The sequence below is a fragment of the uncultured Thiocystis sp. genome (assembly GCF_903866365.1).
In the GTDB taxonomy this organism is placed as follows: Bacteria; Pseudomonadota; Gammaproteobacteria; order Chromatiales; family Chromatiaceae; genus Chromatium.
This window is the reverse complement of sequence record NZ_CAIPNF010000162.1, coordinates 1-17,407: the sequence shown is the minus strand read 5'-3', so window position 1 is coordinate 17,407 and position 17,407 is coordinate 1. Positions and strand designations below refer to the sequence as shown.

20 protein-coding genes are annotated in these 17,407 nt (G+C 62.2%); 8 read left to right on the top strand and 12 right to left on the bottom strand.

The window, feature by feature from the left end; translation table 11 throughout:
• Nucleotides 1-44 precede the first annotated feature (44 nt).
• From QZY07_RS09260 to QZY07_RS09225, 8 genes are all read left to right on the top strand, one after another.
• Complete coding sequence (locus QZY07_RS09260) at nt 45-359, top strand: BMC domain-containing protein (RefSeq protein WP_201095962.1); 315 nt, start codon at nt 45-47, stop codon at nt 357-359.
• A gap of 73 nt (nt 360-432) precedes the next feature.
• A complete protein-coding gene (locus QZY07_RS09255; RefSeq protein WP_201095961.1) occupies nt 433-756 on the top strand; it encodes a BMC domain-containing protein in 324 nt (107 codons plus the stop codon).
• A gap of 92 nt (nt 757-848) precedes the next feature.
• Nucleotides 849-1,292: a ferritin-like domain-containing protein gene (locus QZY07_RS09250; protein ID WP_363183980.1), complete on the top strand. Its 444-nt coding sequence runs from the start codon at nt 849-851 to the stop codon at nt 1,290-1,292.
• Nucleotides 1,289-1,570, top strand: coding sequence for a 4a-hydroxytetrahydrobiopterin dehydratase (locus QZY07_RS09245; RefSeq protein ID WP_295401803.1), 282 nt, complete (start codon nt 1,289-1,291; stop codon nt 1,568-1,570). Before QZY07_RS09250 ends, QZY07_RS09245 begins: the two co-directional genes overlap by 4 nt.
• Nucleotides 1,570-1,764 carry a hypothetical protein gene (locus tag QZY07_RS09240; protein ID WP_295401801.1) on the top strand — a complete coding sequence of 65 codons (195 nt, stop codon included), beginning with the start codon at nt 1,570-1,572 and terminating at the stop codon, nt 1,762-1,764. Before QZY07_RS09245 ends, QZY07_RS09240 begins: the two co-directional genes overlap by 1 nt.
• Before the next feature lie 46 nt (nt 1,765-1,810).
• Nucleotides 1,811-2,791, top strand: coding sequence for a LysR family transcriptional regulator (locus QZY07_RS09235; RefSeq protein WP_295401799.1), 981 nt, complete (start codon nt 1,811-1,813; stop codon nt 2,789-2,791).
• A gap of 322 nt (nt 2,792-3,113) precedes the next feature.
• Nucleotides 3,114-3,356, top strand: a complete 243-nt coding sequence (locus QZY07_RS09230; RefSeq protein ID WP_295401797.1) for a hypothetical protein — start codon at nt 3,114-3,116, stop codon at nt 3,354-3,356.
• 75 nt (nt 3,357-3,431) lie between these two features.
• The gene (locus QZY07_RS09225; RefSeq protein ID WP_295401795.1) at nt 3,432-3,626 is read left to right on the top strand and encodes a hypothetical protein; all 195 of its coding nucleotides are present in this window, start codon (nt 3,432-3,434) and stop codon (nt 3,624-3,626) included.
• On the opposite strand, the gene QZY07_RS09220 is transcribed toward QZY07_RS09225, so the two are convergent.
• From QZY07_RS09220 to QZY07_RS09165, 12 genes are all read right to left on the bottom strand, one after another.
• On the bottom strand, nt 3,607-5,913 hold the full coding sequence (locus tag QZY07_RS09220) for a proton-conducting transporter membrane subunit (RefSeq protein WP_295401793.1): 2,307 nt from the start codon (nt 5,911-5,913) through the stop codon (nt 3,607-3,609). The two genes, QZY07_RS09225 and QZY07_RS09220, sit on opposite strands and share 20 nt — an antisense overlap.
• Nucleotides 5,910-7,409, bottom strand: coding sequence for a proton-conducting transporter membrane subunit (locus tag QZY07_RS09215; RefSeq protein WP_295401791.1), 1,500 nt, complete (start codon nt 7,407-7,409; stop codon nt 5,910-5,912). The genes QZY07_RS09220 and QZY07_RS09215 overlap by 4 nt, the downstream gene beginning before the upstream one ends.
• Complete coding sequence (locus QZY07_RS09210; protein WP_295401789.1) at nt 7,406-8,848, bottom strand: proton-conducting transporter membrane subunit; 1,443 nt, start codon at nt 8,846-8,848, stop codon at nt 7,406-7,408. Before QZY07_RS09210 ends, QZY07_RS09215 begins: the two co-directional genes overlap by 4 nt.
• Complete coding sequence (locus QZY07_RS09205; RefSeq protein WP_201095951.1) at nt 8,838-9,119, bottom strand: NADH-quinone oxidoreductase subunit K; 282 nt, start codon at nt 9,117-9,119, stop codon at nt 8,838-8,840. The genes QZY07_RS09210 and QZY07_RS09205 overlap by 11 nt, the downstream gene beginning before the upstream one ends.
• Nucleotides 9,116-9,796 carry an MnhB domain-containing protein gene (locus QZY07_RS09200; RefSeq protein WP_295401787.1) on the bottom strand — a complete coding sequence of 227 codons (681 nt, stop codon included), beginning with the start codon at nt 9,794-9,796 and terminating at the stop codon, nt 9,116-9,118. The genes QZY07_RS09205 and QZY07_RS09200 overlap by 4 nt, the downstream gene beginning before the upstream one ends.
• Before the next feature lie 157 nt (nt 9,797-9,953).
• Nucleotides 9,954-10,244, bottom strand: coding sequence for a DUF4040 domain-containing protein (locus tag QZY07_RS09195; protein WP_295401785.1), 291 nt, complete (start codon nt 10,242-10,244; stop codon nt 9,954-9,956).
• Nucleotides 10,241-10,546, bottom strand: coding sequence for a monovalent cation/H(+) antiporter subunit G (mnhG, locus tag QZY07_RS09190; RefSeq protein ID WP_295401783.1), 306 nt, complete (start codon nt 10,544-10,546; stop codon nt 10,241-10,243). Before mnhG ends, QZY07_RS09195 begins: the two co-directional genes overlap by 4 nt.
• A gap of 46 nt (nt 10,547-10,592) precedes the next feature.
• Complete coding sequence (locus QZY07_RS09185; RefSeq protein WP_295401781.1) at nt 10,593-10,841, bottom strand: monovalent cation/H+ antiporter complex subunit F; 249 nt, start codon at nt 10,839-10,841, stop codon at nt 10,593-10,595.
• Between the two features lie 7 nt (nt 10,842-10,848).
• Nucleotides 10,849-11,361: a Na+/H+ antiporter subunit E gene (locus QZY07_RS09180; RefSeq protein ID WP_295401779.1), complete on the bottom strand. Its 513-nt coding sequence runs from the start codon at nt 11,359-11,361 to the stop codon at nt 10,849-10,851.
• 462 nt (nt 11,362-11,823) lie between these two features.
• Nucleotides 11,824-12,402 carry a GIDE domain-containing protein gene (locus QZY07_RS09175; protein ID WP_295401777.1) on the bottom strand — a complete coding sequence of 193 codons (579 nt, stop codon included), beginning with the start codon at nt 12,400-12,402 and terminating at the stop codon, nt 11,824-11,826.
• An 868-nt stretch (nt 12,403-13,270) separates the two neighbouring features.
• On the bottom strand, nt 13,271-13,579 hold the full coding sequence (locus QZY07_RS09170; protein ID WP_295401775.1) for a hypothetical protein: 309 nt from the start codon (nt 13,577-13,579) through the stop codon (nt 13,271-13,273).
• A 127-nt stretch (nt 13,580-13,706) separates the two neighbouring features.
• Nucleotides 13,707-16,946 carry a calcium-binding protein gene (locus tag QZY07_RS09165; protein ID WP_295401773.1) on the bottom strand — a complete coding sequence of 1,080 codons (3,240 nt, stop codon included), beginning with the start codon at nt 16,944-16,946 and terminating at the stop codon, nt 13,707-13,709.
• Nucleotides 16,947-17,407: the final 461 nt, after the last annotated feature.

Genomic DNA, 17,407 nt, shown 5'->3' with positions numbered 1-17,407 from the left:
TTTTTAAACACAACCTGCTTTTTTGAAACAGAGGAGTACATGAAATGGCCGACGAACATTACGGAATTGCCCTGGGGATGATCGAGACCCGCGGCCTGGTGCCCGCCATCGAAGCGGCCGACGCCATGACCAAAGCCGCCGAAGTGCGTCTGGTGGGACGCGAGTTCGTGGGCGGCGGCTATGTCACGGTGCTGGTGCGCGGCGAGACCGGCGCGGTCAACGCCGCGGTACGGGCCGGCGCCGATGCCTGCGAGCGAGTGGGCGACGGCTTGGTCGCCGCCCACATCATCGCCCGCCCGCACCGCGAGGTGGAGCCGATTCTGCCGCTCGGCGGCCTCGGCGACAAGCAGGCCGGTTGACTTAACCAGCGCAGTTGAACCGCAAAGAACGCAATCGACATTGTTTTCAGATCGACACTCGGAGTATTTCACCATGGCCTCTGACAGCTACGGAATCGCATTAGGAATGATTGAGACGCGCGGCCTGGTGCCCGCCATCGAGGCAGCGGATGCCATGACCAAGGCCGCCGAAGTGCGGCTGATCGGACGTGAATTCGTGGGCGGCGGCTACGTCACGGTGCTGGTGCGCGGCGAGACCGGCGCGGTTAACGCCGCGGTGCGGGCCGGCGCCGACGCCTGCGAACGGGTGGGCGACGGTCTGGTTGCCGCCCACATCATCGCCCGCCCGCACCGCGAGGTGGAGCCGGTCCTGCCCGAAAAGCCCGGCGACACGGACGGCGGACACGGTCGGTCCTGACGGATGGTGCAGGCTCGCGCGGTTGAGACGATGCGTCGCCACAGCGACCGCCATGGTCTCTCCGCGCCTGGAACCAAGGGTCAAGAAACATGATGGCAAACCCGAGAGTGCTGGGCTATCTGGGCCGCGCCTTGAGCCACGAGTTCAGCGCCGTTCAACAGTATCTCACCCACGCCGGGCTCGCCCATTTGTGGGGACTGGCGGAGGTCGCCGACCATTTTCGCAAGGAAGCGCTGGAGGAACAGGAGCATGCGGAACGCCTGACGGCGCGGATGCTACGCTTGGGCGCCATGCCGAACGCGTCGCAGATCACGCCGGTCAGGGCCGGCCCGTCGCTCATCGATCTGCTCGCTGCCGATCTGGAACTGGAACGGCGCGCGGTGACGCTCTATCGCGAGGCCGCTGACTACTGCGCCCTGATCAATGACATGGACAACCGGGCGCTCTTCGGCACCCTGCATGACGAGGAGTTCGGGCACGTCCGCGAACTCGAAGCCTGGATCGAACAACTGCGCACCGGAGCGATAAACGGATGACTGCCACTCAGCAAGGCTGGAAACGACGCGAGCGCCCGCCACGTCTCGAACGCCGACTGGCGTTCGACGAATACGAACAGACGCGGGATTTTTTAGACGCGGTGGCCGTGATCTGCGAGCCGGGAGGCTATTACCCCGACATCAGCTTCGGGCGGACCTATGCGAACATCACCATCCATGCCGAACAGGATGCCGCCGACATCGATCCAGAACGCCTTGCGCTCGCCGATCGGATCGAAGAACTGATGAGCGCGCGCCCAACACCAGGCCAGCCCTAATGAAGACCGAAACCGAGCAGCCGACAGCGCCTGCCGAGTCCGTCGCGCCGCCGCCCGCGACGGCGGAGACCCGGCCGGCACTCACTCAGAGCAGTCCGAAACGCCCACCCAAGCGTCGACCGATGCCCAAACCGGCAGCGTTCGTGCCCTATGATCAGGGTTATCAGTCCGGGCAGCGGGTCTGGCCGGACTGAGGTTTGCTATGATCGCGATCTCAGTGAGCCAACGATGTTTGACCCCATGATGAATCTTACCCGTCATGTCAGCCTTCGTCAGCTCCAGGTCTTCGGGGCCATCGCACGCCTCAAAAGCTTCACGAAAGCGGCTGACGAGCTGTATCTGACGCAGCCCACGGTGTCGACCCAGATCAAACGGCTGACGGATGTCATCGGCCTGCCCCTGTTCGAGCAGATTGGCCGCCAGGTGCATCTCACGGATACTGGCCGGGAACTGGAAACCGCGGTCAAGGAGGTCTTTGGCGTTCTCGACCGCTTCGAGATGAAGGTCGCGGACATCAAGGGTCTGAAACAGGGCTATCTGCGGTTGTGCGTCATCACCACCGCCAAGTATTTCGCCCCAGAGGTGCTCGGACGCTTCTGCCAGCGTTACGCCGGCGTCGATGTCTCGCTCAAGGTTACCAATCGGGACAGTGTCATCGAGCGGCTGATCGGCAACAAGGACGATCTCTATATTCTGGGCCAGAACCCGGATCGCGACATCGACCTGGTCACCAGACCATTCGCACCGAATCCGCTCTATGTCATCGCCAATCGCGACCATCCGCTCGCGCGGGAACGACAGATCCCCCTGGAACGCCTGGCGGAGGAATATTTCATCATGCGCGAGCCGGGCTCGGGCATCCGCGACTATGTCCTCAAGACCTTCAATGAGGCCGGACTCAGACCGCGGGTGCGCATGGAACTCGGCAGCAACGAGGCCATCAAGCATGCGATCTATGGCCAGCTCGGAATCTCCATTCTCTCGCTCCACACCCTGATCCAGGAAACCGCGCACTCGCAGTTGACGATCCTCGATGTCCAGGGGTTTCCGCTGGAGCGCCAATGGTCTGTCGCCTATGCCAAGGGCAAGGAACTCTCGGTCGTCGCCAACGCCTTTCTGACCTTTCTCGACGAAGAAACCCCCCAGTTACGTAAGCAGTTGGACAAGACCTATAGCCGGCTGTCGCGTCGGCGCGACAACGGCGGCGGGTCCGTTATTTAAACCGCTTTCCGCATCGGGTAACAGCAGGCGTCATGTGGCCAGACCACTTCAGCAGCGACCGCGCCAAGGCGCGTATCCGTGCATGAGACCATCGTGAATTTGGGATACTCTACAGGTGTCTAGCCAAGGACTGACGTCCGTCAAGCCAACTCTCTGTATCGCCGAGCATGATCAATGACGCCGTGTCGATACCATTCAGGTGCAAACCTATTGGCGGATCGGCAGCATCTCGTCGAGTACGAGCAGGGCGGGCAGGTCCGCGCCGCCTATGGCAAGCGTTTGATGATTGATACTGAATTAAGGGCAATGAGAGGTGTAAGCGATGGAAGCCATGCGCACTATTCAAACCGTGGAGAATGGCGAGGTCCATCTCCGGTTGCCCGAGCAGTTCTGGGGCCAAGCGGTGGAAATCATCGTGCTGGGCGCGTCGCAAGAAGGCTCGCAACAGGTCGCGACCCAAAGAAGCTTGCGTGGTTGCCTGAAGCACTATGCCAAGCCTGACCTGATGGCCCAAGAGCAAGACGCCTGGCAAGAGGCAGCGAGCGAAAAACATGAGCCTCGTTGATGCCAATGTGGTACTGCGTTATCTGCTGGACGACCACGCTTCACTACAAATTGCAGGACTACCCCGGCGGTGTTCTTGAAAGGGCTGGAATGCTACAGCGAAAGCGGACTTGATTTCGTGGATGCCTTGCTTTTGGCCTATCACCTTGTGGAAAGCGAATCGGTTTTCACCTTCGACGACAAGCTCAACAAATATCTCCGGCGCGCAACGCCAAGGGGCGAATGTATTCGCCCCTACAACGATGCGCGGATCAGTCTGGACGCGGTTTAAGGCGTTCGAGCAGTTCGAAGCTGATGCCTCCGGTCGGTCGCATGCCTTCCGTTTGCTGGAAGGCGCGAATGGCGCGGCGGGTGTTGGGGCCGATCATGCCATCGATGGGGCCTGGGTCGAAGCCTAGCCCTTTGAGATTCCGCTGCACCAGTCGGACCAGCCGATTGGTGAGCGGCGGCGACTCCAGCAGACGCAGTGCTCCGGTCCCGGTGTCTTTGATGCAGCGATCCAGGGCGATGGCATCGGCGGGGTTGGTGTGACTGGCAAAGACGAAGGGAACCGCCGGATCGCAGAGCGGGGCCGGGGCGGCGACGCTGTCCGGTTCGCCGGCATCCGCGTCGCGTGCCGCGAGCGGCAGGTCGCCGGAGCGCGTTGGATCGGACTCGGTCACGGCCGCATCGGGCCTGTCGAGGGATTCGCGGCCGTCACCCGCCGCGTCCGGTTGCGCCGCACTGTCGGCGCTCGGCTTATCCTGTATGGCAAGCGGGTCGCCTGGCGCCGCGGACTCGGTTTGAGCGGCCGTTTCCGCCGCCAGACTCGGTGGGCTTAGGGATCCCGATGGACCGGGCGTCCCCGTGATCACGAACAGAAAGAGCATCGCCGTCAGCCCCAGCCAGAGCGCGCCGGCCACCGGCCACTCGCGCAGACGCTGCTCGGCGTCGCCCACCGGCTGGTCGAAAATCAGACGGTAGGCTTGTGTCGCGCCGCGTTCGACCCTGTCATAGAGCCAGCGCCAGGGACGCCAGAGGGTCCGCCCGAGCCACACCAGGACACGCAGAAGCGGCGCGGCCAGCACCAGGAGATCGCCGGGTGGAATCGGACCGATCAGCCGCTTGAACCAGTTCGGATAGCGCACCGCCAGTTCGCCGATGATGACGGCGATGCCGATCCCGGCCCCCAGGGTTGCCGCATTGGTGAGCCAGGCCGCCGGGTTGCCCAGCAGGAAGGGAAAGAGCAGAACCAGCGTGATCAGCACCGCCCAGGCGGCGCTGGGCCAGGCATAGCCCGGCTGCGGATGCGGTGCGGTGCGGACACTGACCCAGAGGAAGCGCGCCATCAACAGGGTGGTCGCGACCGCGGACAGGGCGACCGCCGCCGCCAGCCAGGTCCAGTGGGCGGCATCGAGCAGGGGCTTGATGCCATATTTGGTGACCGCGCCGCTGGTCAGTGGCGCGCCGGCGAGCGCCAGCGCCAGGATGACCAGTCCGCCAAGCACCAGCGGTTGCGCGATCGCGGCATGCTTACGCAAACCCACGCCGAGAAAGAGACCGCCCTTGACCAGCGCATGATGCGCCGCGTACAGGGTGATGGCGGCAATGCCAACCGGGGCCAATGCCGGGTCGCTCAGGATCAAGCCCAGCAGCAGCATCAGCAGACCCATCTTACTGATACTCGAATAGGCCAGGATGACCTTCGGATCCGACTGCGTCATGCCGATCGGCAGGGCGAAGAACAGGGTCAGCAGACCGGTCGCGCTCAGTCCGGCGCCCCAGTCGGCGAGCGCCACCGCGCCGACCGGCAGGAAGCGCAGCCAGCCCAGGATGGCGACCTTGATCATGGTGCCGCTGAGCACGGCGCTCGCGGGAATCGGCGCGGCCGGGTGCGCGAGCGGCAGCCAAAGATGCAGCGGGACCATGCCTGCCTTGACGCCCAGTCCGACCAGCAGGAGCCCGATCGCCAGGCCATCGAGGCCGACCAGTTGCGCGGCGGTCGGCACGAGGGTGCCCGCGTGACTCGCGATCATGACCAGCGCGGCAAAGAGGGTCACCTCGCCGAACAGGGCCATGACCAGATAGACCTTGCCAGCGCGCAAGGCGCCCGGATCGCCGTTGTGGATGACCAGACCATAGGACGCGAGTCCCATCATGGCAAAGCCGGCATAGAAACTCAGCAGATCCTGGCCCACGATGAGCCAGAGATTGCCGGCCATCGCCAGCAGGAAAAAGGTGCCGAACCGCCCGCCGTGCGCCTGCCCGCGCAGGCTGAAGGCGGCATAGACGCCCGCCGCCAGCCAGAGGATGGCGGTGAAGAGCAGATAGACGCGGCCGGTGGCATCGAGCCCCAGGGTGGTGCCGAGAAACAGCCAGGGCAGTTCCAGTCGGCTGTCCAGCGGGACCAGCAGCCCGGCGGCCAGTCCCGGCAGTGCGCCGATGGCGGGTAGCCACCAGAGCGGCGCGGCGATCGCGGCCAAGGGTCGCTGCGAGATCCCTGACAGCGTCCGCGCGCCCACCAGCGCCGCCAGCGCCAGCGGCCACACCCAGACCAGAAGCAGCAGCCAGGGGCTCACAGACCATGCTCCCGGCGCGCGATCAATTGAGCCCATTCGAGCGGGCTGAAGGGCGCCGCGGCAAAGAGTCCCGCGATCAGGCAAAGGGCTGCGGTGATCACGGGCGGCCAGAGGAGCGTGCCCTGGGTCTCGAAGCGGCCGGCGTGAAGATGCTCGGCGGGCCAGACCTCCGGGGGCGGCCGGAACCAGGCGCGATAGAGGATCGGCAGGAAATAGCCGGCATTGAGCAGACTGCTCGCCGCCAGGATCAGCAGCACCCAGTGCGCGTTGGCCTCGACCGCGCCCAGGCCCAGATACCATTTGGTCACGAAACCGGCGATCGGCGGGATGCCGATCATCCCCAGCGCGCCCACGCTGAAGGCCAGGGTCGTCCAGGGCATGCGCCGTCCGACGCCGTCCATCTGGCTGACATGATGAATCCCAAGCGTCTCGGCATAGTTGCCGGCGCAGAAGAAGAGCGTGATCTTCATGATCCCCTGATGCACCAGATGCACCATGCCGCCGACCGTGGCAATGGGGCCGAGAATCGAGGCGCCGAGCGCGATATAGGACACCTGACTCACGGTCGAGTAGGCCAGCCGCTTCTTGAGCCCGTCCTGCGAGAGCGCCTTGATCGACCCGTAAAGGATGGTCGTCGAGGCGAGGATGCCGAGCAGGGTCAAGAGCCCGAGCGAACTCGCATAGGCGACGCCGTAGACATCGTAGACCACCCGCAGGATGCCGAACGCCCCCGCCTTGACCACGGCCACGGCGTGCAGCAGGGCGCTCACCGGCGCCGGGGCCACCATGGATTGCGGCAGCCAGCCATGCAGGGGAATGAGCGCCGACTTGACCCCAAGACCGGCGAGCAGCAGGACGAAGATGGCGATCAACTGACCTTCGAGCGCGGGCGCCGATCCGGACAGCACGCCCCCCTGGACGAAATCCACCGGCCCCGTCAGCACGTGCAGCCAGATGGCGCCGATCAGCAGCAGCACCCCGCCGCCCATGGTATAGGCCAGATAGATCTTGGCCCCGCGCGTGGCCTCCGCGGTGCCGCGATGGGCCACCAGCGGATAGGTCGCCAGCGTCAGCAATTCATAGAAGATGACGAAGCTCAGCAGATTCCCGGCCAGGGCGATCCCCACCGTCGCCGAGACGCAGAGACTGAAAAAACCGAAGAAACGGCTGCGGTTGGGCGAGTCCTCCAGATACCCGATGGCGTAAATGGTCGTGACCAGCCAGAGCACGCTCGACAGGGTCACGAAGAGCACCGAGAGCGCATCGGCCTGCAGCACCAGTTCGAGCCCAGGGGCTAATGTCCACCGGGCCTCGTAGACATGGCCATGATAGACGCCCCAGATCATGACCCCGACCAGCAGCAGCTTGACGATGGCCCCGCTCAGGTTGAGCACGCCGCGCAGCACATGACTTTCTTCCTTCACCAGAAAGATGAAGCCGCCCGCCAGGAGTGACGTGAGGACGATACCGACCGGCAGCAGCGTGTCGAAGTTCATGCGACCACTCCGAAACCCATGAGTCGCCAGAGCAGTTGCGCGCCCAGACCGAGCACGACGGCGGACGTCAGCGCCAGCAGCAGGGCCGGCACTTCCGTGCTCGCCTGGGTGACGAAGCGGCGCGGTGTCGGCGCCTCATTAAAGGCGCGGCTGAGCACCCGGAACACGTAGGCCGCCGCCAGCAGGGTGCCGATCAGGATCACCAGGATCCACCACCATTGCCCGGTCGCGATGGCGCCGGTCATCAGAATCCATTTGCCGATGAAGCTGCCGCTCGGCGGCAAGCCGATCAGGGTGGTCCCGGCCAGCGCGATGGTGAAGGTGGTCGCGGGCAGATGCTGCGCGGTGCCGCCAAGTTCGTCGATCCGGTCATGTCCCGCGCTGTGCTGCACCAGCCCGGCGGCGAGGAACAGACCCGCCTTGGCAAAGCCATGACTGATCGCCATCAACACCAGGGCCGCGAGCAGATCATCGCGCGCCGGACCCTCGGGCGTTGCTTGCAACAGGGGAAAGAAGAGACAGAGATAGCCGATCTGGGCCAGGGTCGAATAGGCGGCGAGCAGCTTGAGTCGTTCGGCGCGCAAGGCACGCCAGGAACCCCAGATCACCGCCGCGGCACCGAGCAGCCCGAGCAGTCCGGCCGCGGCCGGCGTCACGATCGCGCCGAAGACATCCAGCCAGAGTCTCAGGATGAGATAGAAGGCCGCCTTCACCACCAGGGCCGACAGCACCGCGCTGACCGGCGCCGGCGCGTTGGCATGGGCGGGCGGCAACCAGAAATGCAGCGGGAAGATCGCCGCCTTCAATGCCAGTCCGCCAGTCATCAGCACCAGCGCGGCGCTCGCGACGGGGCCGGGCCGGATGGCCGCGCCGGTCAACCCGATGTCAAGCGTGCCATAGGCGGCATAGAGCAGGACCACGCCGAGCAGATAGGTCATGGAGCCGAGCAGACCCACCAGCAGATAGCGCAGATTGGCGGCTACCGCTTCACGCTGACCGGTCAGCGCGCCGAGCGCGACGGCCGTCAGTCCCAATAATTCCAGCGTGACATAGAGGTTGAAGAGATCCGCGGCCAGCAGCAGTGCGTTCAGGGCCGACCATAGCAGGAACCACAAGGGCCAGAAATGCAGGCGCCGCTCGCCCTCGCGAAAGTAGCCGGTGGCGTAGACGCTGATCGCCAGCGCCACCAGGGCCGCCATCGCCAGCAGCGCCGCCGAGAGTCCGTCGGCCTGCAATGCCAAACCCAGCGGCGCGCCCCATCCGCCCGGATCGGAGCGCAGACTGCCGTGCTGCCAGACCTGCACCGTGACCCGCAGCGACACGAGCGCGGTCGCGATGGCCCCGATGACTCCGAGCGTCTGGACGCGACCCGGCAGGGCCGTCACCAGCAGGGCGGCCAGCAGGGGAACCGTGACCGCGAGCGCGAGACTATCGAGCATCGTCTTCGTCTTCCAGACGGCGCCCCATCGCCAGCGCCAGCGCGGTCGCGCTGACGGCCACCACGATGCCGGTCAGGACCAGGGCATGCGGCACCGGATCGGGCGGCAGGCTGCCGCGTTCGGCGATGGCGATCAGCAGATGAAAGACGCCGCTGCCCATGACATTCAGCGCGATGACCTTGCGCAGCAGTGCCTCATGCACGAGAAAAGACCAGACCCCCAGGACAAAGAGCAGGATGCCGGCGCCGCCGTAGAGCAGATGCGCGGTCATGGCGTCGCTCCATCCGACGCGCGCGACCTTGGTTTTCCGCCGGCATAGGCCGCAGCCAGGATCACGCCGATCGAGACCGTCGCGGCGGTCTCGGCGAGCAGGATGAGCCATTTCGACCACCGTTGCGGATAGGTCAGAAAGCCCGTCCCGGCGACCATGGTCCCTAGCCCAACCAAGGCGAACACGGCAATGCCCGCCACGGCGAGCCGACGCTGCGCGCGTTCCGATGGCAGGCCGGCACGTTCGTCACCGGCAAGGCGCAGAAGTACGCCCGCGGCGCCCAGCAGCGCGCCCGCCTGGAAGGCGCCGCCGGGGGCATAGCCGCCGACCCAGAGCAGATAACCGCCGGTCAGGATCAGCAGGGGGACGACCCAGCTCACCATCGCGGCCAATGCCGACCCGGCCGGCTGGAAGCCGGGCGTCGCCGCGCCCAGCGACCAGATGCCCAGCAGGGCCGCAAGCAGCACCGCCAGTTCCAGCAGGGTGTCGTAGGCGCGGTAGTTCACGAGTACCGCGGTCACCGGATTCGTGACCCCACTGAGCGGCAGCGAGGCCAGGGCGAGATCCGCCAGCCGGGCGCCCGGCGGCTGCGTCAGGGCGACGTGAAACACCCACAAGAGCACCAGGGCGAACAGACACAGCAGGAGTCCGATCATCAGCTTCGCGGGGCGGTTCATGTCGCTTCATCCTCAATATCGTCAGTTTGAACCGCAAAGGCGCAAAGGACACAAAGAAAAACAAGGGTTTGAAATATGCATCCTATTCATCCGAGGGGTGAAGGTCGTCATCTTGCAAGACATTGAAGTCCTTTGCGTTCTTCGTGTTCTTTGCGGTTCAACTGCTTTTTTGATCATCATCCTGATCCGCTTTGCCCTCTCGCTGCCGGCGCGCGGCCCGCCGGGCCGCCGCCAGCATCAGCGCACCGCCGAGTCCGGCGCCGATCGCCGCCTCGGCCAAGGCCACATCGGGCGCCCCAAGGCGCGCCCAGACCAGCGCGAGCCAGAGTCCGAAGGCGATGAAGAACATCACGGCCCGGCGCGGCTCCGGGCTGGTGAGCGCGGCGATGGCCAGCACCAGCAGGGTGCTCAAGAGCACCAGGTCGAACAGAAAAAGAAGCAGCGTCATGACGAATGGAGATCCTCGCCATCGCCGCGCAGCGCGCGCTTGGCGATCAGATGGGCGCCGGTCGCGCCCGCCATGAGCACGAGCAGCCAGATCAGCAGCAGTTTCAGCGCATAGAAGACATCCGGCACCCAGGGCAGCAGACCCAGGATGACCAGGCCAAGCCCGAGATTGTCCGCCTTGGTCAGGGCGTGGAGTCGACTGAAGAGATCCGGGAGCCGCAGCAGACCGATGGTGCCGGCAATAAAGAAAAAGACACCGAGCAGGATCAGCGAGACTGACATCCATTGGAGTGGACTGGGCATGTGCAAGGGGTCCATAGCGGGATATCCTGTTCGATGGGGATCGGGTTCAGTCCTGGTCCTGTCCGATCCGCCTGCGGGTAAAGGCCACCGCGGCAACCGATGCCAGCAGTCCGAAGATCAAGGCGACATCCGCCAACGCATCGCGTTCAAAGGCGAATGCCAGCAGCAGCAGCACGCCGATCCCCATGGTCCCGAGCAGTTGCGCACCCATCATGCGATCGGCGGCGGAGGGTCCGACAATGACGCGTACCAGACCGGCCGCCATCGCGAGCAGCAAGACCAGGGCCGCGGCCATGAAGACCTCAGTCATCGGCACCCCCCGGCAATGTCTCGCCAAACAGCGCCGCGACCCGTCGTTCCAGCGCGGCCAGTTCAGGCGCCAGATCCTGCGACGCATCGAGAGCATGGACACTGATCAGACCTTGATGCAGATCCGCGCTCAGCGTACCCGGCAGAAGACTGATGCCATTCAGAAAAAGCACCCGCGACGCCGAGCTTGCCAGCCCGGTCCGGTAGTGTTGAACCCCAGGATCGATGCGCATGCGCGGCCGGAGCACGCGGCCCGCGACATCGGCCCCGCCACGCAACGATCCCACCACGAAAAAGGGGACGAACCGCAGAAACTGGCGAAAATCGAGCGTTCGCAGCGACAGCTTCGACAACCGGAGCGAGGCCCAGGTCGCGAGGATTGCCGCCGGCAACCCGATGATCCAGGAGGCCGGATCCCATCCGACCAGCACCATCCAGAGACCGGCGAAGAGCGCGAACCGGCTGCCGATTCGCAGGGGATTTGCAAGCGTCAGTCGTTGATACATGGGTTGTGAACCGGCGTTCTCTCCGCCAAGCATTCGGTTGCCGCCAACCCCGTCGTTGGCGGCCTGGGTTCTCAGGCGATGTCCGGGAAAGACGCTGCCGGTGCTCTGTTCGTCCCGAGCCTTTCGGCGTCGCGCGGGAGAGCCTTTTCAAGAATCAAGTATTCTGGGGGCGTGTGATTGGATTTCATCCTTATAAGGCGGTTTTCGGAAAAGTGTCTACCAAAATCAACGCTTCAAAGAGACAGAATTCACCGGATTTTTCAAGCTTGACGGGATTGAAAGTCAAGCACGGAATCCGCCGCGCCATCGTCTCCGAGGACAAGGCGCCCAAGGAAGGGGTTGAGGGGTCGAAGATAGCAGCGGCGCGGACCTTGTCTGTGGCGTTGGATGCGGGAGCCTGAGCGCGCGACATGCCGCCCGATGCGTCACGCCGCGGGGCAGTGTGACGGAAAGAACCTCTGCTCAGTCCCCGCCAAACCGCCCGAGCAAACTCAGGCCGAGCAAGGTCGCGGCGCCGACGAAACCGGCGGTCAGACCCAGGGCCCGCCAGCGCAGACCGGAAACGAGATCTTCCACGGGATAGGTTGAAATCAGGAAGGGCGATCCAGGGTCGCCAGTCTCCGCGACGCGCGACAGGATCGATTTCCGCTGGAGTCGGTCCTCCATATCGGCGGAGATTCGCGCGGCCTCCTGGCGGACTCGTTCCCATGCCTCCAGGCTGATTTGCCCATCGCCGTTGCGGTCGAAGCGGCCCAGAAGATAGACGGGATCACCCTCATGGATGCGTTCCTCGGTGAAGCGGTAAAGCCCGCCCGTCCCCAGCCAGGTAAACCTGGTCTGACGTTGGCGCGGATCCCTGTGGGGGCCTTCCCAACGGACGCGGCGATGGAGTTTGAGTTGGGCGCCCGCCGGTTCGACCAGACATTGGCCCGTCCCATCGTCGAGCAGAAAGGGGCGCTCGGCCGCGCCTTCCTCGACCGTCGTCCAATGGCGGCTCCGTCCGGCATCCTGTCGTTTCTGGATTCGGTACAGCCGTCGCATGTGATCACCGGACGTAGGAGCGGGTTTCAAACCCGCTCCTACGACAGGGTATGCCAGGATATCAGGTGCGAAGGCTATATCGATACCAGACGCAAGGCGTTGGGCCTGCAGGGTCAGTTCTCGCATCGTTGCCATGTCAGCCTGTAAAATCGGCCGGGAGGTTCTACAACCCCTTCGGCTCGGCTTTTATGCGGAGTTGAGGTTGTGAGCGGCGCGGGAGCGGATCTACGACCGTATCGGCGCGCTGCACGCTCAAGAGGCCGAGAGCGGCATCGCCCTGACGCCCGTTCACACGGCCGAAGAGACCGCCTCACGCATCATCGATCTGGCCAAGGCGGCATAGCGCATCGGGCCAGTTCGGCAGGACGGGCGTTGCGAGGGTGCGAACCGAGCCGCCCATCGTCCGTGCGTACTACGGAATCACAGGCAACGCGCGAGCGCTGGCCCGATTCCGGCATGAGGTGCGGCGTCTCTCTGGCGTAAGTGGCTCAACCGTCGCTCTCGGGCGACACGCCTGAATGGGGCGGCCTTTGCCCGTCTTGCCGATCGCTACCCACTCCCGCCTGCGCGAGTCGTGCAGAGCATATACGTCACGTAGTGAGTGTTAGATCGAGGAGCCGGATGCCCGAATTGGGCGCGTCCGGATCTGCGGGAGCCGCGGGGGAGCAATCTCACGCGGCGACCCGGCAGGGTTATTTTTCAGCGGGAATTGCTGGCAACGTGGCGAAGAAAAAGGTGATCGTCGCCAGCAACGCGGTTGTGACGCGCTGGGCCTTCTCAAGGCGCTCACGGGCGCGACGCGGCAAGTCCGCCGCCTCGGCGATCTATTGGCAAACCACGCGCCCCCTGGCGCCGGCCAACCGCGTGATCACGAATAGGGCCGCCAACACCTGCCGCGGCAACCACCCTCCGGGGTCAGGGTAAAGGCCCACAAGGCCGCCGGGACTTCCGCGTCCAGCGCCGCGCACGCGCCGCCATCCTGCAAGGTGGTGCTGCGCGCCACCCCCACCTGGGCCGCCATCTGCCGCTGCGAATGCCCAGCGTCCCACCCCGCCGCCGCCAGGCTCCTCGGTTCGGCTTGCTCCAGGCGCGTGCGCCGCGTCCGCGCACGTACCCCAGCCGCTGGTACCGCGCCAACGACTTGGTTAGAGTCAGACTTGGCAGACGCTTCGTTCATCGCTTCACCCCTCGGTTGTTTCGCAGCACCAAGGGTAGAGGACATGGCGGAGCGTTTGCCAACCTTCAGCCAGATCGAAGACCTACTGGATCATGGGGTTTTGGCCGGGACGATGATCCACGCCTAATCAAACAACGATGTCAGTTAGGCTCAAAGTTGTGATACCGGTGAGTGCAATCGCGAACTCAGCATCAGCATCGCTATCTACGTTGCCGTAAAGGACGCCTCCCGATAACTTCAGCTGACCAGCGGCCGTGAAATTGGCTGTGCTGATAATGAAGCCGGTGAACGCGTCGTTAATCGCTGTCGACGTGTCGGCATCCAATGTCGAGAGATCGATCTTGTCTTGGCCACGGGTGAAGTCGGCGATAATGTCCCAGGTGGAGCTGGTCGTCCCCATCTCACTCAGCGCGTTGAAGTCGAAAGTGTCGTTGCCGCCGTTGCTGGTGAGCCGGTCGTTGCCGGCACCTCCTGTCAGAATGTTGCTACCCGCGTTGCCGGTGAGCTGGTTAGCTAGAGCGTTACCTGTGCCATTGATCGCCGCCGTGCCCGTCAACTCCAGGTTTTCAAGATTGCTGCCCAGGATGAAGCTAATGCTCGCTTGAACGAGGTCAATCTGAGTGGTAGAGGGATTAATTTCGACCACAGTATCGCCTGCATTGTCGACGACATAGATGTCATTGCCATCCCCGCCCGTCAGGGTGTTGACGCCTGCATTGCCGGTCAGTCGATTGGCCAAGGCATTACCCGTGCCATTGATCGCCGCCGTGCCCGTCAACTCCAGGTTTTCAAAATTGCTGCCCAGGATGAAGCTAATGCTCGCTCGAACGGTATCGATCTGAGACAGCGACGTATTGGTCTCTTTCACAATATCGCCTGCATTGTCGACGACATAGATATCGTTGCCATTCCCACCCGTCAGCGTATCCGCGCCAGTCCATCCATCCAGGATGTTGGCGTATATATTGCCGGTCAGGGTATCGTTCGACGTGCTGCCGGTCAGGTTTTCGATACCGATCAGCGTATCCTTGCCCGAGCCGCCGGTATTCTGCGCGGCAGTGAGCCCTAGATTGACGATGACAGAAGTGCCGCTGGAGACATAGGAAACCGTATCGCTGCCACTAAAACCATCGAGACGATTATTGCCCACGCTGGCGATAAAGGTATCGTTGAAAGTACTGCCCTTGAGGTTTTCGATGCTGAATAGCGTGTCTTTACCGGAACCGCCGGTCACCTGAGCAGTCGCTAGGTTGAGGTTGACAGTCACCCCCGCCGTCGCGCTGCCCTCATAGGACAGTGTATCGGTTCCAGCCAGACCGTTGATGACATTGTCGCCGGTCGTACCCTGCAGAACATCGTTGTAAAGGCTGCCGGTGAGGTTGGCGAAATTCTTCAGGGTATCGGTTCCGGACCCTCCCGTGCCTTGGGCCGTGGTCAGCATCAGATTGACGTTGACATCGCTGGTCGCCCCAAACTGGTACGACACCGTGTCTTGTGCTGTACTTGGTGGGGTGCTAACGACGCCATCCAACTCATTGTTGCCGCTGTTGGCATAGATGATATTCGCAAGCGCATTGCCGGTGCCACTCAGATTAAACGAGCCCAGCAACTGGAGATTTTCGACATAGTCTGGAAGTACATAACTGATGTCGGCCTGTACCAGATCCGTACCGCCACCGTTTTCTTCGATCACTGTATCGAAACTGTCGACAAGATAGGTGTCGTTCCCTGCGCGACCTTCAAGTGTGTCGGTGCCCTCCATGCCATCTAAAAGGTTGGCCCCAGTATTGCCAAAAATCGTATTGTCCAGATTATTACCCGTTCCATGAATCGCTCCGGTACCGATCAGTTCCAGATTTTCCACAAAGGCGGGTAACACAAAGTTGACGCTGGACTTGACGTCATCGTTGCTCCCCGAGTTGCTGGTTTCGATCACGAGATCGGCGCCATCGACATAATAGGTGTCGTTGCCGTCTCCACCGATCAGCGCATCGGCCCCCAGCGATCCATCCAGGACATTGTCATTGGCGTTGCCCGTCAGCCTGTCGTTGTATTGGCTGCCGGTCAGGTTTTCGATGTTGGTGATGGTGTCCGTCCCGGAACCGCGGGTGTTTTGAGGGCTTGTGCTCGCGAGCGAAACCGTCACAGCGGCATAAGCCGCAATCGAATCGGTCAGTAACTGATAGGACAGCGTATCGACACCGCCACCGCCATCGATGATGTTGTTTCCAGTATTGGCATAAATAATGTTATTAGAGGCATTCCCGGTCCCAGTGATGTGCCCGGATTCCATCAATTGCAGATTTTCGAAATTTGCGATCAGGGTATAACTGAGACTGGATTTGACCAAGTCGGTGCCGCCCGTAGCACTGGTCTCGCTGACAACATCATCGATATTGTCAACATAGTAGGTATCGTCACCATCGTTGCCCGCCATGGTATCGGCGCCTGCGAGTCCGTTCAGGATATTGTTGCCGCTATTACCAGTCAGTTGATTGTTAAGATCGTTACCGGTGCCATTGATGTTGGAGTTACCCTGCAATTCCAGATGATCAACGTAGTCAGTCAGCGTATAGTTTAATAAGATAGAGCGCACGGTGTCGATGCCACCTGGCGCAGTCCCGTTCGTCTCGTTGACGAGGTCGAAAGTTGAATCGACAATATAAATGTCATTGCCATTGCCGCCATTCATCGAATCATTGCCTGCGCCGCCATCCAGCAGGTCAGCTCCGGCACCGCCGTTGAGCGTATCGTTACCAGCAAGGCCGCTCAAATTATTGTTGCCGGCGTTGCCAGTGAGCACATTACTAGAGGCGTTTCCTGTCCCGCTGATGTTCGCGGTACCGGTGAGAATCAGATTTTCGACATTGGTCGTGAGCGTATAGCTGATCGATGCATTGACCGTATCCAGTTCGGTCGGTGCTGTGGAAGTCGTGTTTTCGTTAACTTTATCGCCCGCATCATCGACCGTGTAGAGATCGGCGCCAGCACCGCCAATCATGACATCGGCGCCAGCGCCGCCATCGAGAATATCGTTTCCTCCCATCCCATAGAGCAAATCAGACTGATCTCCACCCGTTAAGGTATTGGCGCTATCGTCAGCGACGATATTCACCGTATTGTCGCCAACTATCAATTGGCTGCCACCCGCAAACAGCACGTTGGTTGTCGAAACCAGTTGTTCCAAGCGAACATTGAGAAGCGTAAAGGTCTTCCCTGCATAAACAAAGAGTAGATCGGCTCCTGCTTGAGTAATCGAACCGGAACTGGCAGTGATTGTCGCAATATCAAATGAAAGGAGATCGGCCGCTGGATCAAAATCGAACGATGATAGGTTGATAATCGTACTGAATTTATGTGTAGCCATGACGTTTTAACCTCGATCAAGTGATGAGAAAAAATGATTATCCCGTTGAAGGTCAAATTCGTTTGTCGACCTTTAAGTAACGAGTGAGAAATAAGTTATACGTCAAGTCAATCACAAGCCCCTTGAACAGGCGGTTGCGCTCAGGATGATGTGTAACTTGTTAGTGAACCGTTCCTAAGGCATCCCGGCGCCATGCGCGCGCGCACTGGCGATGCGGTTCCAGTATATCTATCCACTCGAACGTCTTCTGGGCAGAAGTTCTCAGTTTGAAATTGCGGTGGTCTCTTCTTCCAAAAACGGCAACCTATCGGCATCGAAGTGGTCGTTCGAACTAAAGTGGACCCCCTGTCCAGGACAGTTTTTCCCCGAATTTAAGTTGTGCTGCCGCCCTCAATCGCAGCGGTTTGGCGCTGCCCCAGTGTCCGTTCTGTCTCGCCGAAGCGATCCACGATGTTGGCTCC

Coding starts and splice junctions, on each gene's coding strand:
- mnhG (WP_295401783.1), bottom strand. CDS start 10,546: ATGCCCAGTCCACTCCAATGGATGTCAGTCTCGCTGATCCTGCTCGGT.
- QZY07_RS09245 (WP_295401803.1), top strand. CDS start 1,289: ATGACTGCCACTCAGCAAGGCTGGAAACGACGCGAGCGCCCGCCACGT.
- QZY07_RS09240 (WP_295401801.1), top strand. CDS start 1,570: ATGAAGACCGAAACCGAGCAGCCGACAGCGCCTGCCGAGTCCGTCGCG.
- QZY07_RS09195 (WP_295401785.1), bottom strand. CDS start 10,244: ATGACGCTGCTTCTTTTTCTGTTCGACCTGGTGCTCTTGAGCACCCTG.
- QZY07_RS09185 (WP_295401781.1), bottom strand. CDS start 10,841: ATGGCCGCGGCCCTGGTCTTGCTGCTCGCGATGGCGGCCGGTCTGGTA.
- QZY07_RS09230 (WP_295401797.1), top strand. CDS start 3,114: ATGGAAGCCATGCGCACTATTCAAACCGTGGAGAATGGCGAGGTCCAT.
- QZY07_RS09205 (WP_201095951.1), bottom strand. CDS start 9,119: ATGACCGCGCATCTGCTCTACGGCGGCGCCGGCATCCTGCTCTTTGTC.
- QZY07_RS09210 (WP_295401789.1), bottom strand. CDS start 8,848: ATGCTCGATAGTCTCGCGCTCGCGGTCACGGTTCCCCTGCTGGCCGCC.
- QZY07_RS09200 (WP_295401787.1), bottom strand. CDS start 9,796: ATGAACCGCCCCGCGAAGCTGATGATCGGACTCCTGCTGTGTCTGTTC.
- QZY07_RS09165 (WP_295401773.1), bottom strand. CDS start 16,946: ATGGCTACACATAAATTCAGTACGATTATCAACCTATCATCGTTCGAT.
- QZY07_RS09215 (WP_295401791.1), bottom strand. CDS start 7,409: ATGAACTTCGACACGCTGCTGCCGGTCGGTATCGTCCTCACGTCACTC.
- QZY07_RS09180 (WP_295401779.1), bottom strand. CDS start 11,361: ATGTATCAACGACTGACGCTTGCAAATCCCCTGCGAATCGGCAGCCGG.
- QZY07_RS09235 (WP_295401799.1), top strand. CDS start 1,811: ATGATGAATCTTACCCGTCATGTCAGCCTTCGTCAGCTCCAGGTCTTC.
- QZY07_RS09250 (WP_363183980.1), top strand. CDS start 849: ATGGCAAACCCGAGAGTGCTGGGCTATCTGGGCCGCGCCTTGAGCCAC.
- QZY07_RS09260 (WP_201095962.1), top strand. CDS start 45: ATGGCCGACGAACATTACGGAATTGCCCTGGGGATGATCGAGACCCGC.
- QZY07_RS09170 (WP_295401775.1), bottom strand. CDS start 13,579: ATGAACGAAGCGTCTGCCAAGTCTGACTCTAACCAAGTCGTTGGCGCG.
- QZY07_RS09255 (WP_201095961.1), top strand. CDS start 433: ATGGCCTCTGACAGCTACGGAATCGCATTAGGAATGATTGAGACGCGC.
- QZY07_RS09175 (WP_295401777.1), bottom strand. CDS start 12,402: ATGCGACGGCTGTACCGAATCCAGAAACGACAGGATGCCGGACGGAGC.